We start from the raw sequence: 12,512 nt of genomic DNA on the forward strand, positions 1-12,512 counted from the left end.
CTTGAGGTGATGTATGTCACATATATGTGTAAAAGCCGTCGTACAAGGAAATGTTCAAGGCGTGGGCTTTCGCTTTCACACCGCACATGAAGGGCTGAAATGCGGGTTGACCGGTTATGCCAAGAATTTGCCTGACGGTACGGTGGAAGTGTTGGCCTGTGGCCATGAAGAGCGCGTCGAGCAATTGCTGCGCTGGTTACAGCACGGGCCGAGTACCTCAACGGTAGAGAGTGTGCAGAGTGAGGAAGTGGAATGGCGGCACATTGATGGGTTTGAAATTATGTAGTGAGAGAACGTCGCGAGATAGCCTGCGAGATGGTGTAGTCAGGTAACGATGGCTGACCTAGGCAGAAAAAGCAGTGCGAGCTTTCGCGCTCGCACTGATTTCAATGGCTGTCGATTAAATGCATTTAACCGGTTTTGGCAAGCCTGCCAGTTTTGTTGCTTGTTTAGCTGGGCCTTTCGGGAACAATTTATACAGGTAGCGTGAGCTGCCTTTTTCTTCCCCGTATTTTTTCGCCATCGCCTTTACTAACATTCTAATGGCAGGAGAGGTGTTGAACTCCTGATAGAACTCACGCACAAAGCGAACCACTTCCCAATGCGCATCGGTTAAGGTGATCCCTTCTTCATCCGCAAGCAGGGGAACCAAGCCTTCTGACCAATCGTTTACATTTTTTAGATAGCCATGAGCATCGGTATCGATGTGTTTACCGTCAAATTCAAGCATGATGTGCCTCACATATGGAACCGGCAAAGGATAAAAGTATTCCTTTGTCGCTGCAAGTCTAACAAGCCACGCTTAGGCCATTAAGTTGAAACCAAAAAAAAGCGCCCGAAGGCGCTTTCTGTGTAATTTGTGTATCGACGAGATTAGTCGTCGCTACCACCCATGATGCCTAGAATTTGCAGTAGGCTGATGAATAGGTTGTAGATAGATACATACAAGGTCACAGTGGCAGAGATGTAGTTTGTTTCACCGCCACGGACAATGCTTTGTGTTGTAAGCAAAATCGCTGCTGATGAGAACATCACAAACATACCGCTGATTGCGAGTGATAGCATTGGCATTTGTAGGAAGATGTTTGCTACTACCGCGACAATGATCGCGATGAAACCCGCCATTAGCATGCCGTTCAGGAACGACAGGTCACGTTTGGTTGTTAGGGCGTAAGCAGAACATGACAGGAATGTCAGCGCAGTACCACCCAGTGCAAGGACAATGGTATCACCCATGCCAGCACCCACGTAGGCGTTCAGAATTGGGCCGAGGGTGTAACCCATAAAGCCTGTCAATGCGAAGGTGAAAACAAGGCCTAGGCTGCTATCACGGTTCTTCTCAGTCAGGAACATAAGACCGTAGAAGCCAACAAGTGTGATGATGAAGCCAGGGTATGGCAGGTTCATTGCCATTGAAACGCCAGCCACAACAGCTGACCAAACTAGCGTCATAGACAGAAGAAAATAAGTGTTACGTAGAACCTTATTGGTTGATAGTACGCTCTCGTAAGCCGAGTCACGATTGATCATACGATCGTTCATAAACAGTCCCCTTAGGGTGAGATATGTTGATTGCTAATGAAAAGATATATTGGGGCATTTCATCTTAAATGCAAGTCAACATTGCATATTATGCTGATCGCCCCTAACAATTATCATTATGTAACTGTATGACCCGAATGATACTTAACAATTCATTATCGTTCTGGTCAAAAGTTGTAAAGGAATGTTACAGCACATGGCTGTTGTGTTTCAACTTTTAGGCTGTTTTCGCGCTATAATCGGCCTTGTTACTTGCTTGCCGCGCGTAAATACGTCCGCGTTGCCGTTCCCTTCATGTTTGATTAAACGGCGGTTGAAGCCGATAAGATCAATGCAGAATCTGATTTAAAAACAGTTGTGTACGGTCTGACTCGGGATTGTCAAAGAAGGCTTGCGGGGCATTTTCCTCAATAATTTCCCCTTGATCCATGAAGATCACCCGATCCGCCACTTGGCGGGCAAAGCCCATTTCATGGGTGACACAAATCATGGTCATGCCTTCATTGGCCAGTTCGACCATCACATCTAACACTTCACGCACCATTTCTGGATCCAACGCAGACGTAGGCTCATCAAAGAGCATGATTTGCGGGGCCATACACAAAGAGCGCGCAATGGCGACGCGCTGCTGTTGCCCGCCAGAAAGCTGACCGGGGTACTTGTTGGCTTGCTCCGGAATTTTAACGCGATTTAAATATTGCATCGCCACGGCTTCTGCCTCTTTCTTGGGCATCTTTTTCACCCAAATGGGCGCTAAGGTGCAATTTTCCAGTACCGTAAGGTGAGGGAATAGATTGAAATGCTGAAAGCACATACCGACTTCTTTGCGGACACGTTCAATGTGCTTCAGATCGCCCGTCAGTTCGTTTCCGGCCACGATAATCTCGCCTTTCTGGTGTTCTTCGAGTCGGTTAATACAACGGATTAATGTCGACTTACCGGAGCCGGACGGCCCACAGATCACGATCTTTTCGCCTTTTCTTACTGATAAATTAATGTTTTTGAGCACATGAAATTGCCCAAACCATTTGTTGACGTTTTCCATGGTGATCATCAGCGGTGGGGTGTCAGCCATAATGACTCCTTCTGAGATATACGTTTAGCGTTTGTGTCCGGTATGCAGTTTGTTCTCTAAATAGATGCTGTAACGCGACATGCTGAAACAAAAAATCCAAAACACGAACGCGACAAACACATAGCTTTCCGTGGCAAACCCGAGCCATTTAGGGTCGGTATTGGCGGCCTGACCGATCCCCAGCACATCAAACATACCGATGATCAACACCAAGCTGGTGTCTTTGAACAGGCCTATAAAGGTGTTCACGATGGACGGAATACTGATTTTCAACGCTTGCGGTAACACAATTAGTCCCATCTTTTTCCAGTAACTCAGGCCAAGAGCGTCTGCGGCTTCATATTGCCCAGACGGGATCGCCTGTAGCCCACCTCGGACCACTTCTGCCATGTAAGCGGCACTGAATAACACCACGCCGATGAGTGCGCGAAACAGTTTGTCGGTTTCGGCTTCCGCATTGAGAAACAGCGGCAGCATGACAGAGGCCATGAATAACACGGTAATGAGGGGGACACCGCGCCAAATCTCAATATACACGGTAGATAGACTACGGATGATGGGCATGGATGAACGCCGACCTAGCGCCAGCACAATCCCGATGGGCAGGGAAACAACGATCCCGACAATAGCGATGATCAGGGTGATCAATAAGCCACCCCATAAATGAGTGTCCACCACTGGCAGGCCGAACACGCCACCGAACAATAACCCGGCCATTAAAAACGGATAGATATTGACAAAAAACAGCCAGATCCACAGGCGCCCGGGGGTACGTTCAATGGCCAGTAACGTGATGATCACCGCCAATGAGGCATAAAACAGTTGAGGTCGCCACAGTTGATCGGTGGGGTAGAAGCCGAACATGAATTGATCAAAGCGTACTTTGATAAACACCCAACATGCGCCGTCACGCTGACAAGCTTCCCGCGTGGTGCCTATCCAGTCGGCATTCAGGAGTGACCATTCAAATATCGCACTGATCCCCGCCAAGGCTAAATACCCCAGCAGTAATGTCAGCACGGTGTTGGTGGTATTGGAAAACAGATTCACGCGCAGCCAATGCCATACACCGACCGTGTTGGTCGGGGGCGGCTGATCAGGCAAAAAGGTATGTTTTTTCATCCGTGTCTCCTTACCGACGGGGCCCTATGATCGCTGTGCTGTGGGGGATGCTCTAACATGCGATGTCACCGTTCAATCAGGGCCACTTTCTTGTTATAGATGTTCATCAGCAGCGAGGTAAGCAGGCTCAACGTTAAGTACACCGCCATGGTCATCGCGATAATCTCTATCGCTTGGCCTGTTTGGTTCAAGGTGGTGCCTGCGAACACCGACACCAAATCGGGGTAGCCAATGGCCATCGCCAGCGAAGAGTTTTTGGTTAAATTGAGATACTGACTGGTTAAGGGCGGAATGATGATGCGCAACGCTTGTGGGATCACCACTAAACGCAAGGTATGGCGAGCAGACAGTCCTAACGCGAGCGAGGCTTCGGTTTGCCCGTGGCTGACCGCGTTAATACCGGAACGCACAATTTCAGCAATGAATGAGGCAGTATAAATACTCAGCGCCAGCAGCAGAGCGGCCAACTCAGGCAGTATCGAGATCCCACCGTGAAAGTTAAACCCTTTGAACGTGGGATATTCCAAGTGGACAGGTTGCCCGCTAAGAAAAAAACTGGCCAGTGGCAAGCCAATCATTAGCACAAGGGTGACGGTCATTATCGGGTATTGCTTGCCGGTTAAGCGTTGTTGGCGTTTGGCATAAAAGGCAAAGAGAAGGCTGCCAGCCAGCGCAATGACAGTGGCGAAACCGAGCCAGATAGCCCCGGACTCAAAGACGGGCTTGGCCAAATATAACCCGCGGACATTCAGTAAAATCCCTTCGCCGAGGCTCAAACTGTTGCGTGGGGACGGCAGAGCCTGCAATACAGCAAAATACCAAAAGAAGATCTGCAGCAATAAGGGAATATTACGAAAAATCTCAATATAGACGGCCGCTAAACGGCTCACTAACCAGTTAGAAGACAGCCGCGCAATGCCGATAACAAAGCCAATTACCGTTGCCAGTAAAATCCCTAATACGGACACTAATGCGGTATTGAGTAAGCCAACAAAAAACGTGCGGCCATAAGTGTGTGTTTCATCGTACTCGATGAGGGTTAACCCAATGCCAAATCCAGCTTCTTGGTGCAAAAAATCTAGCCCGGTCGCAATTCCGCGTTGGGCTAAGTTATCCAGCACATTTGTGATCAGGGTATAGGCGGCTAAGCCGATCAACGCAACGGCAATCAATTGGAAGATCACAGCACGGAAGGTGGGATTATAGAAAAGATTGGTTTTAGACACTGACAAAACATCACATCCTACTTTGAAGTTTCGCAGATGTGACGGGCACATTCTATACGGCTCGTCACCAGAGGGTGGGTGCCCCGTTAAGGGCACCGCGTTACACGGTTCATCGGTGAGAGGAGTTAGCGAATAGGTGGGGCGTATTGCAGGCCGCCATCAGTCCACAGGGCATTCAACCCGCGTTTGATTTTCAGTGGCGACCCCATGCCGACGGTGCGTTCAAAACTCTCGCCATAGTTACCCACTTGCTTAATGATTTGGTAGCTCCAGTCATCACTGATCCCCAAGCCTTTGCCTTTCGGCCCGTCATTCCCCATAAGGCGGCGAATGTGAGGATCGTTAGATTTTTTCATGTCGTCCACATTGGCCGATGACACGCCCAACTCTTCGGCATTCACCATGGCGAACAAGGTCCATTTCACGATATTGAACCATTGGTCGTCCCCTTGGCGAACGACAGGGCCTAGTGGTTCTTTTGAGATAATTTCAGGCAGTACAACGGCGGTAGATGGGTCTTGCAGATTCAAACGCAGGGCATATAAGCCGGATTGGTCTGTGGTCAGCACATCACAACGGCCAGCCTCAAATCCTTTCACGGTTTGTGCGGCAGTATCAAATACCACAGGGGTGTATTTCATTTCGAGGAAACGGAAGTAATCAGCCAGATTCAACTCGGTCGTGGTTCCAGATTGCACACACACCGCGGCGCCATCCAATTTGGTTGCGCTGTCGATGCCTAAGGTCTTCTTCACCATGAAACCTTGGCCATCGTAGTACGTCACACCCGTGAAATTGAGCCCTAATGCGGTATCACGGTGTAAGGTCCAGGTCGTGTTACGGGATAGCACATCAATTTCACCCGATTGCAGCGCCGTGAAACGTTCTTTTGCGGTCAGTGGAATGTATTTTACTTTGGATTTGTCGCCCAATACGGCTGCCGCGACGGCTTGGCAAAACTCTACATCAAGGCCTTCCCATTCGCCTTTCTCATTGGGGTTAGAAAAGCCGGGTAAGCCGGTACTGACACCACATTGCACGTAACCTTGTTTTTTGACTTTGGCTAATGTGTCGGAAGCATCCGTTGGGCGAGGACTGTCGCTGGTGGCTGCCGCTAATTGTTTTTCAAGATCGGCCACTTTGGCTTCAAGCGCCGAGGCATCGGTCGCTACATCCCCCGCGGTTGCGCTGCCATCTTTGGCCAATTGTTGTTCAAGGGAGGTCACTTTGCTTTGCAGTTCTTGTATGAGGGCTTTGTCTTGACTGTTGCTGCCTGTGCCGCCATCACACCCTACCAATAGCAGCGCGAGGGAAGAAGCGACCAGCGAAAGGGGGAGGGTTTTCTTCGCCTTGAACTTATGCGTCATAATTACGTCCTGTCATTCCGTATCAAAGAAAAATTGACCTGAACTGATGTCAATACAGCGAGACAATTTTAACTAATTGTTTTCTGTCAATATTGAGTATAGAAACAGATTTCAATACGTCTAGTGAATAAAGGATGTAACAACATGGCTATTGAGTATGACGCGTGTTAGCTCGCTTCTTGCACACACGTGGTGTAGAGCAGGGCAAGTGGGCGATATTCATCCACACGGCCGTTGCGCACATTCAGTGTTTGAATTTCGCCTGAGTAATGGCTGATAGATTGGCTCCAATAGCTATGAATGATCGGCCAGTGGTTGCGCAGCAAGAAGCGCTGGCCATAGGTTTGCAGGTGTTTAAGCTCGTCAAACGATGGCAGACGCAAGCCGTAGCGGTTGCACCATTGTTGCGCCTCGTTCAAGGGAACGCGTGACCAATATTGCTGATGCTCTTTGACAAACGCCGGTGGCATCTCGCGGGTGGATTGAATGGTACGAGGCTGATAAAAATTGAGGTTCTCAAAGGTAAACGAATAGATCGCCGCATCTAACACGGTGCGGTTTTCAATCAGCGGTTTAGCGGATTTTACGGGTTGAGCCGGGGTGACGGGGGTTGCTGTCGCAGGTGCAGTCTCTGATGTCGAGAGTCGTGATTGGGCAACGGGCTTGCGCGTCGCGTTTAATGTCGCCATTTTTGTTGCCGCCAATTGTTCAGCAACAGAAAGGGCAGTATTGCGCGTTTTGCCGTCCCTTTGTTGTCGAATGAACGCGTTGCGAATACCTTGCTGCATCAAGGTTTGTTTCACTTCCTGCGCATGGGTGTAACTGCTCACCGGACCAACCACACAGCGATAATGGTCGTCATCATTAAGCAGGTAATGGGAGGTGGGAAACACCTGTTGTACGGAGCGCAAAAAACTGGGGTCAGGAATGGCTTTGCTGTAGTTACATTGCACCCAGAACGTCCCATCTTCTGTTTTGGGTTTTCGCCCCCACAGGCCTTGGCCGACATCACATGTATTGTCTAACAGTGTCCAGCCTGATGCATGTGGCGTCGTTGCACAACGGGGTTTGTCTGGCGAGGCAACGGCGTGCATGGGCAACCCTGTCAAAAGTAGGCAGGTAAGGGCAATAGGACGGAACATGTTGTACATCGATGGGTACTCTACAGGGGGTTAAACATTTACTATGAGAACACAAAATAAGTCATAAAAAGGTGAAAGTCTGTAGTGGAATGTCACAAAAAATACATGAAGTGCGTCGCAAGAATAAAAGTGGTGGTCGCCTCTCTACTTTGTTGAAAAACCATTCAAATATTTCATTTTGTTTGATTTTTGTTTTATTTATGTGCTTTTAGCGGTTAAATTCACCGTTTGATCGATTATTTTAAAAAAGCACTTTACAGCCAAAAACGAAACCCGTATTATCCACCGCACTCAGGAGAGATGGCTGAGTGGTTTAAAGCACCGGTCTTGAAAACCGGCGTGGGTTTATAGCCCACCTAGGGTTCAAATCCCTATCTCTCCGCCACATTCTAGAAATCGGGTTTACCGGGTTTCATACAGAATTGGAGCGGTAGTTCAGTTGGTTAGAATACCGGCCTGTCACGCCGGGGGTCGCGGGTTCGAGTCCCGTCCGCTCCGCCAACACAACGAAGCCCCAGTCGAAAGACTGGGGCTTTTTTGTATGTGTTGAGTTTGGTCATGTAGAAACGAGATTTGAAATCCCCCTATACTCAGGCAACTCTGCCAAACAGAAGAAAGCCGCTGAGAAATCAGCGGCTTTTTTGCATCGACGTTCTTCACATGATTGAGGATATATCACAGACAAAGTAACGATGCTGTTGTTGTACTTTTCTGATAATGAAAGATAAGGCATAGTCACTCATTATGCATGATGTGCGGATAACGTAAGGGCGGTAGCGTGGTTATTCCTTTGCCAATAATGCTGACAACGGACTTTGTACACCAGATGCCCCCCGTTTAAGTACATGGGTGTATATTTCAGTAGTTTTTACATCACTATGGCCAAGTTGCTCTTGAACGGTACGAATATCAGAACCATTTGCCAGTATATGCGTTGCAAATGAATGTCGAAGTGTATGACAGGTCACTGATTTTTCAATTTTACTCTGACCGGCTGCATTTCTGATTTCCTTGCTGAGAGATGTTCGGTGTATATGATGCCTACGCAGTTGGCCTGTTGCAGGATTGGCGGAAATGTGACGAGAAGGGAAGAGGTATTGCCACTTTTTTTCTTTTGGTGCATTGGGGTATTTTTTTGCGAGTGCGAAAGGAAGCCATACACCGCTGAAATTTGGGTTCATCATGTCGGTAATATAATAGTGCTCAACTAAACTTTGCTGATTCCGTAATGACGAATAAAGTTCTTTTGCCAACGTAACAGTACGATTTTTTCCGCCTTTTGATTGCCATATTCTGAGTGCTCCATAGTCATAATCTACATCGCCGTAACGTAAATGCAGCACTTCAGATAATCGCAGGCCACTGCCATACATTAATTGAAACGGCAGTAATAAATCCTTACGGATCGATTGAAAAAGTAGAGTGATTTCAACTGGCGTTAAAACGGTTGGAATTTTACGATCTTTATGGGATTTTTTGAAACCGAGATCATGATCTAAAGGCTGACCTAGGAATGTATTGTAGAGAAACACAAGTGAGTTTAACGCAGTGGCTTGCGTTCTTGCCGCCACATTTCGTGTAATGACAATATGAGTAAGAAAATATTTAACCTCGGTAGAGCCCATATCACGAGGGTGTCTTTTGTTGTTAAAAAGGATGAAATTTTTAATCCAATAGGTATAGATTTTCACGGTCTGTTTACTGTAATGCTTTGCATACATGAAATTCTCAATAGATTGAAGGAACGGAGATTTAGTCATAGTAGATTCCTGTATGTATATACAGACAACATAGCTGTGAACTTGAATAGATAAAAAATCAATCAAAAAACATTTGATTCTTATCATGTTTGAATGTGCCATGTTTCATCTTTTTCCATAAAAAAGTGACATAGTACGGATGATGAAAATGTAGAACGTGATATATGGAATGATTCTACATTTTCGCAAAGGAAAGATAAGATAGTATATTTATATCAATGGGTTATTCGCTATGTTAGCATGTGCTAATGGTGATATGTAGAATTGTAACGTAGCGCAATTCCATATATAAAGTTGTTAAAACTTCTCATGATCGAATTCATACAGAGTGTCACCGAAAAAGAGCTTAGATTTATTGCCAATAGTGATTATGGCGATAGCGCTGATGAATATTATTCACTATTGAAAAAGGTGATATTTCAGCAATCATGCATAATGACAGTCGACCAGCATTATTCCCCCGGAGAAGTTATTGCTCTTCGTTCTTACTACCCAGAGAAAGGTCACGAAAGAGAATTCGTAATATGTCTAATGTTGTACCTCATCAATCGAGGTATATTTCCAGGCTGTGATTTGTCCAATCAACTAAGTGAATACCGAAGCATTTATGACAGCCTACCTGAAAAATATTCAAAGTTAGTCTTCTCTACCTACGAATGGGCTGGGTTTTAACAAGTTGCTGCATCCGACCACCTACACTCCGCCTGCTTTGTGCTGTACGCTTACGCTAGCACAAAGCAGCTACGTTCCGGTGGCGGCTGAGCAAAGCGTTAGTATTGAAAATTAGGTTCAGAGGTGAAATTGACTATTTATTACAATCATCTAAAACGTCAAGGTTTTGAACTGCTGGAAGATATTGGTTCGGGGCTATCTGGAAAAACACGTAAGGCTAGACAGCCTTCGTTGGAAAGATTTGTTGCTGTTAAATTTTTCGATAGTGTATTCAATAAGAATAACCACGAATTAAGGAAAAAATTTAAACGAGAAGCCTTCATACTGGCAGAGGTGCAACATCCATCAATTCCATATGTATTGACACATGGTGAAGTTGTTGAAGGTAATAATGTAGTTCCTTATACAGTTATGGAATACATTGATGGCTCAAACCTTGATGAATACCTTCATAAAAATGGTTCCATAGAGCAGTCACAAGTTATCGGTATTGCAAGTCAAATTCTTGAAGCTCTCGTGCTAGTACATTCAAAAGGTATTATTCATCGAGATATTAAGCCTTCAAATATTATGCTATCTAAATCTGGTAATGCATACCTAATTGATTTCTCAATTGGTTTTTCACCATCTGGAAATCCAAACTTCACTAGAGCCACACGAACAGGTGACCATCTAGGGTCTGCAGAGTATATGTCACCCGAGCAGAATAACGACATGAAAAGTGTTGATGAACGTTCAGATATTTACTCGCTAGGGTTAGTTCTCTGTAAACTTCTTACTGGATCTCCGTCAGTTCTTGAATTAGATAAGAATGAACGATCAATTCCATTTACTCTTAAAAAAGTTATAACTAAAGCATGCGAGTATAAAGTAGCAGATCGCTATACGAATGCAGTTGAATTTTTGCGTGAGCTAAGAGTTCTTTCTGGTACGAGGCAGTCAGTTAGTACAAGTCCTAGCCGTGCTTTATGTAATAACCTGAAATGTCCAAGTGCATATTGGTCTCCAAATAGTTTTTACAAAGGAGCAAACTTCATGGAAGAGTGCACAGATATTCACTGTACTGCTTGTGGGAATAAACTTATATATCAGTGTAGTTGCGGATTTCCAATTGCTAATACACCTTTCTGCGGTGGTTGTGGTGGTGAACTTTTCCGGATTCCTGAGTGTGAAAAATGTGGCTCCTATTTGCAGAAAGCAGATATTGGTAAAAATACTTCTGATGGATGTTCTAAGTGTAAAAGCGTTCAGCCTCTACCACAACAATCGGTATGGGGACAGCAGTCGCAAAAAGTCCCTACACAAATAAATATTGATGACGATATTCCGTTTTAGGGTTTGGGGGAGTTCAATACTAACAAAGGCATCAAGGTGACGCTTAACACTCGGTGGTTTTGGTTTGAAGTGTATTTGGTTTTGTAAGTTCAGCGTTGGCGCACCTTATGCCAAGGCGTTAGGTAATTCAGGAATAGGTTAACTAAAGGAAAACTATGCAAGTATTTATATCTTACTCATGGGACAACGAAGAACACAAAACTTGGGTTAGGCAGTTTGCGGACAAGCTAATTCATGCAGGTATTCCAGTGATACTAGATCAGTATGATCTGCGCGGAGGATCTGATATGCATCACTTTATGGAAAATGCTGTTAGCTCGTCGTCGCATATTTTGGTGATATGTACACCGCAATATGTGAGTAGAGCTAACCAAAGAATAAAAGGGGCAGGAGAGGAAACATCACTTATTACTGGTGATTTTTATAATCGACATGTTAATGGTAAGACTTACCTTCCAATTGTACGCACCCAATCAGCGAAACCTGTCCCTGACTATTTAGGAAGTTTGGTGTATTTTGATTTTTCAAATGATCAGAACATCGAAAGTTCTTTTGAAGACCTACTTCGAAATATTTATCAAGAACCTCGTTATGTAAAACCTGCTCTGGGGAGTAAACCTCTATTTACGACCCAATCTCAACAAATGCCTACGAACGACCTTAGCTTGGAAAGCTTAAAAAATAGAGTGTTAAGCTCTGATCCTGAAGACTGGGTATATGACGATGATATTGGTGTTTATAGTAATAAACACGACATTCGTCTGCAAATACGAAATAGACGAACTGATAGGTACGAAAGCTTCAGGGAGGAGTGGACAGATAGGTTCCCAGACCCATCAGCTTCAAGAGATTTTTACGATATTTATTATGATAATAATAGGGTCTGTGATTATTTCCAAGTATCTGTTGACGGAGGGCGAGTTTCTATCCCAATCCCACAACTAGGAAATAACCTATCAATTGGTAAAGAGCAATATACTTTTGGACGCCTAATTCATTATTCCGGTAACAACAGTTTGTATGACTTTGAAGATTACCTTCGACGAGCAGGAATATCGGTGACGCAATAATTGCCTAACAAACAATTTAAGAGTGATTCAGCACGCTTGGCATTTTTGGTTTGGGTTTAGCTTAGTGATTACGGCGTCCAGTTTGAGTTTCGTGGTAGCGTGCTTCACACCTTAATTGGGCTACATGGACTCCCCCGGTTGTCAACAACAGCGTCAGGTAATATAAGGTTTGGGACTGCCGCTCTACATTCGGTCTGTTTG

General features: G+C 45.5%; 11 protein-coding genes and 2 tRNA genes. 5 read left to right on the forward strand and 8 right to left on the reverse strand.

What is annotated here, in order from left to right; genetic code table 11:
* Positions 1-13 precede the first annotated feature (13 nt).
* Positions 14-286 carry an acylphosphatase gene (gene yccX / locus ACSF8W_RS05960; RefSeq protein ID WP_500845877.1) on the forward strand — a complete coding sequence of 91 codons (273 nt, stop codon included), beginning with the start codon at positions 14-16 and terminating at the stop codon, positions 284-286.
* Positions 287-400: 114 nt separating this feature from the next.
* Here yccX and tusE read toward each other — a convergent pair whose 3' ends face one another.
* The 7 genes from tusE to ACSF8W_RS05995 form a co-directional block, all read right to left on the reverse strand.
* A complete protein-coding gene (gene tusE, locus ACSF8W_RS05965; protein WP_500845878.1) occupies positions 401-730 on the reverse strand; it encodes a sulfurtransferase TusE in 330 nt (109 codons plus the stop codon).
* A 143-nt stretch (positions 731-873) separates the two neighbouring features.
* Entirely contained in the window at positions 874-1,542 is a 669-nt protein-coding gene (locus ACSF8W_RS05970; protein WP_500845879.1) for a Bax inhibitor-1/YccA family protein, read from the reverse strand.
* A gap of 328 nt (positions 1,543-1,870) precedes the next feature.
* The gene (locus tag ACSF8W_RS05975; protein WP_500845880.1) at positions 1,871-2,617 is read right to left on the reverse strand and encodes an amino acid ABC transporter ATP-binding protein; all 747 of its coding nucleotides are present in this window, start codon (positions 2,615-2,617) and stop codon (positions 1,871-1,873) included.
* A 24-nt stretch (positions 2,618-2,641) separates the two neighbouring features.
* Positions 2,642-3,739: an amino acid ABC transporter permease gene (locus ACSF8W_RS05980; RefSeq protein WP_500845882.1), complete on the reverse strand. Its 1,098-nt coding sequence runs from the start codon at positions 3,737-3,739 to the stop codon at positions 2,642-2,644.
* Positions 3,740-3,804: 65 nt separating this feature from the next.
* Complete coding sequence (locus tag ACSF8W_RS05985; RefSeq protein ID WP_500845883.1) at positions 3,805-5,016, reverse strand: amino acid ABC transporter permease; 1,212 nt, start codon at positions 5,014-5,016, stop codon at positions 3,805-3,807.
* Between the two features lie 74 nt (positions 5,017-5,090).
* Positions 5,091-6,332 carry an amino acid ABC transporter substrate-binding protein gene (locus tag ACSF8W_RS05990; RefSeq protein WP_500845885.1) on the reverse strand — a complete coding sequence of 414 codons (1,242 nt, stop codon included), beginning with the start codon at positions 6,330-6,332 and terminating at the stop codon, positions 5,091-5,093.
* Between the two features lie 167 nt (positions 6,333-6,499).
* Entirely contained in the window at positions 6,500-7,426 is a 927-nt protein-coding gene (locus ACSF8W_RS05995; protein WP_500845886.1) for an adhesion domain-containing protein, read from the reverse strand.
* A 342-nt stretch (positions 7,427-7,768) separates the two neighbouring features.
* Between ACSF8W_RS05995 and ACSF8W_RS06000 the strand changes: the two genes are divergently transcribed.
* Both ACSF8W_RS06000 and ACSF8W_RS06005 read left to right on the forward strand, forming a co-directional pair.
* Positions 7,769-7,859, forward strand: a tRNA-Ser gene (locus tag ACSF8W_RS06000).
* A 39-nt stretch (positions 7,860-7,898) separates the two neighbouring features.
* A tRNA-Asp gene (locus tag ACSF8W_RS06005) sits at positions 7,899-7,975 on the forward strand.
* Between the two features lie 281 nt (positions 7,976-8,256).
* Here ACSF8W_RS06005 and ACSF8W_RS06010 read toward each other — a convergent pair.
* Positions 8,257-9,234 (reverse strand): integron integrase, encoded by a 978-nt coding sequence (locus tag ACSF8W_RS06010; RefSeq protein WP_500845888.1) that lies wholly within the window; start codon positions 9,232-9,234, stop codon positions 8,257-8,259.
* Between the two features lie 795 nt (positions 9,235-10,029).
* Between ACSF8W_RS06010 and ACSF8W_RS06015 the strand changes: the two genes are divergently transcribed.
* Positions 10,030-11,241 (forward strand): serine/threonine-protein kinase, encoded by a 1,212-nt coding sequence (locus ACSF8W_RS06015; RefSeq protein ID WP_500845889.1) that lies wholly within the window; start codon positions 10,030-10,032, stop codon positions 11,239-11,241.
* Between the two features lie 155 nt (positions 11,242-11,396).
* Positions 11,397-12,311 (forward strand): toll/interleukin-1 receptor domain-containing protein, encoded by a 915-nt coding sequence (locus tag ACSF8W_RS06020; RefSeq protein WP_500845890.1) that lies wholly within the window; start codon positions 11,397-11,399, stop codon positions 12,309-12,311.
* The last annotated feature ends 201 nt before the right edge of the window (positions 12,312-12,512 follow it).

The sequence above is a fragment of the Photobacterium sp. 270122K genome (assembly GCF_059941365.1).

Excerpts from the sequence above, each read along its gene's own strand:
- yccX (WP_500845877.1), top strand. The coding sequence starts at position 14 with ATGTCACATATATGTGTAAAAGCCGTCGTACAAGGAAATGTTCAAGGC.
- tusE (WP_500845878.1), bottom strand. The coding sequence starts at position 730 with ATGCTTGAATTTGACGGTAAACACATCGATACCGATGCTCATGGCTAT.
- ACSF8W_RS05970 (WP_500845879.1), bottom strand. The coding sequence starts at position 1,542 with ATGAACGATCGTATGATCAATCGTGACTCGGCTTACGAGAGCGTACTA.
- ACSF8W_RS05975 (WP_500845880.1), bottom strand. The coding sequence starts at position 2,617 with ATGGCTGACACCCCACCGCTGATGATCACCATGGAAAACGTCAACAAA.
- ACSF8W_RS05980 (WP_500845882.1), bottom strand. The coding sequence starts at position 3,739 with ATGAAAAAACATACCTTTTTGCCTGATCAGCCGCCCCCGACCAACACG.
- ACSF8W_RS05985 (WP_500845883.1), bottom strand. The coding sequence starts at position 5,016 with ATGTGCCCGTCACATCTGCGAAACTTCAAAGTAGGATGTGATGTTTTG.
- ACSF8W_RS05990 (WP_500845885.1), bottom strand. The coding sequence starts at position 6,332 with ATGACGCATAAGTTCAAGGCGAAGAAAACCCTCCCCCTTTCGCTGGTC.
- ACSF8W_RS05995 (WP_500845886.1), bottom strand. The coding sequence starts at position 7,426 with ATGCACGCCGTTGCCTCGCCAGACAAACCCCGTTGTGCAACGACGCCA.
- ACSF8W_RS06010 (WP_500845888.1), bottom strand. The coding sequence starts at position 9,234 with ATGACTAAATCTCCGTTCCTTCAATCTATTGAGAATTTCATGTATGCA.
- ACSF8W_RS06020 (WP_500845890.1), top strand. The coding sequence starts at position 11,397 with ATGCAAGTATTTATATCTTACTCATGGGACAACGAAGAACACAAAACT.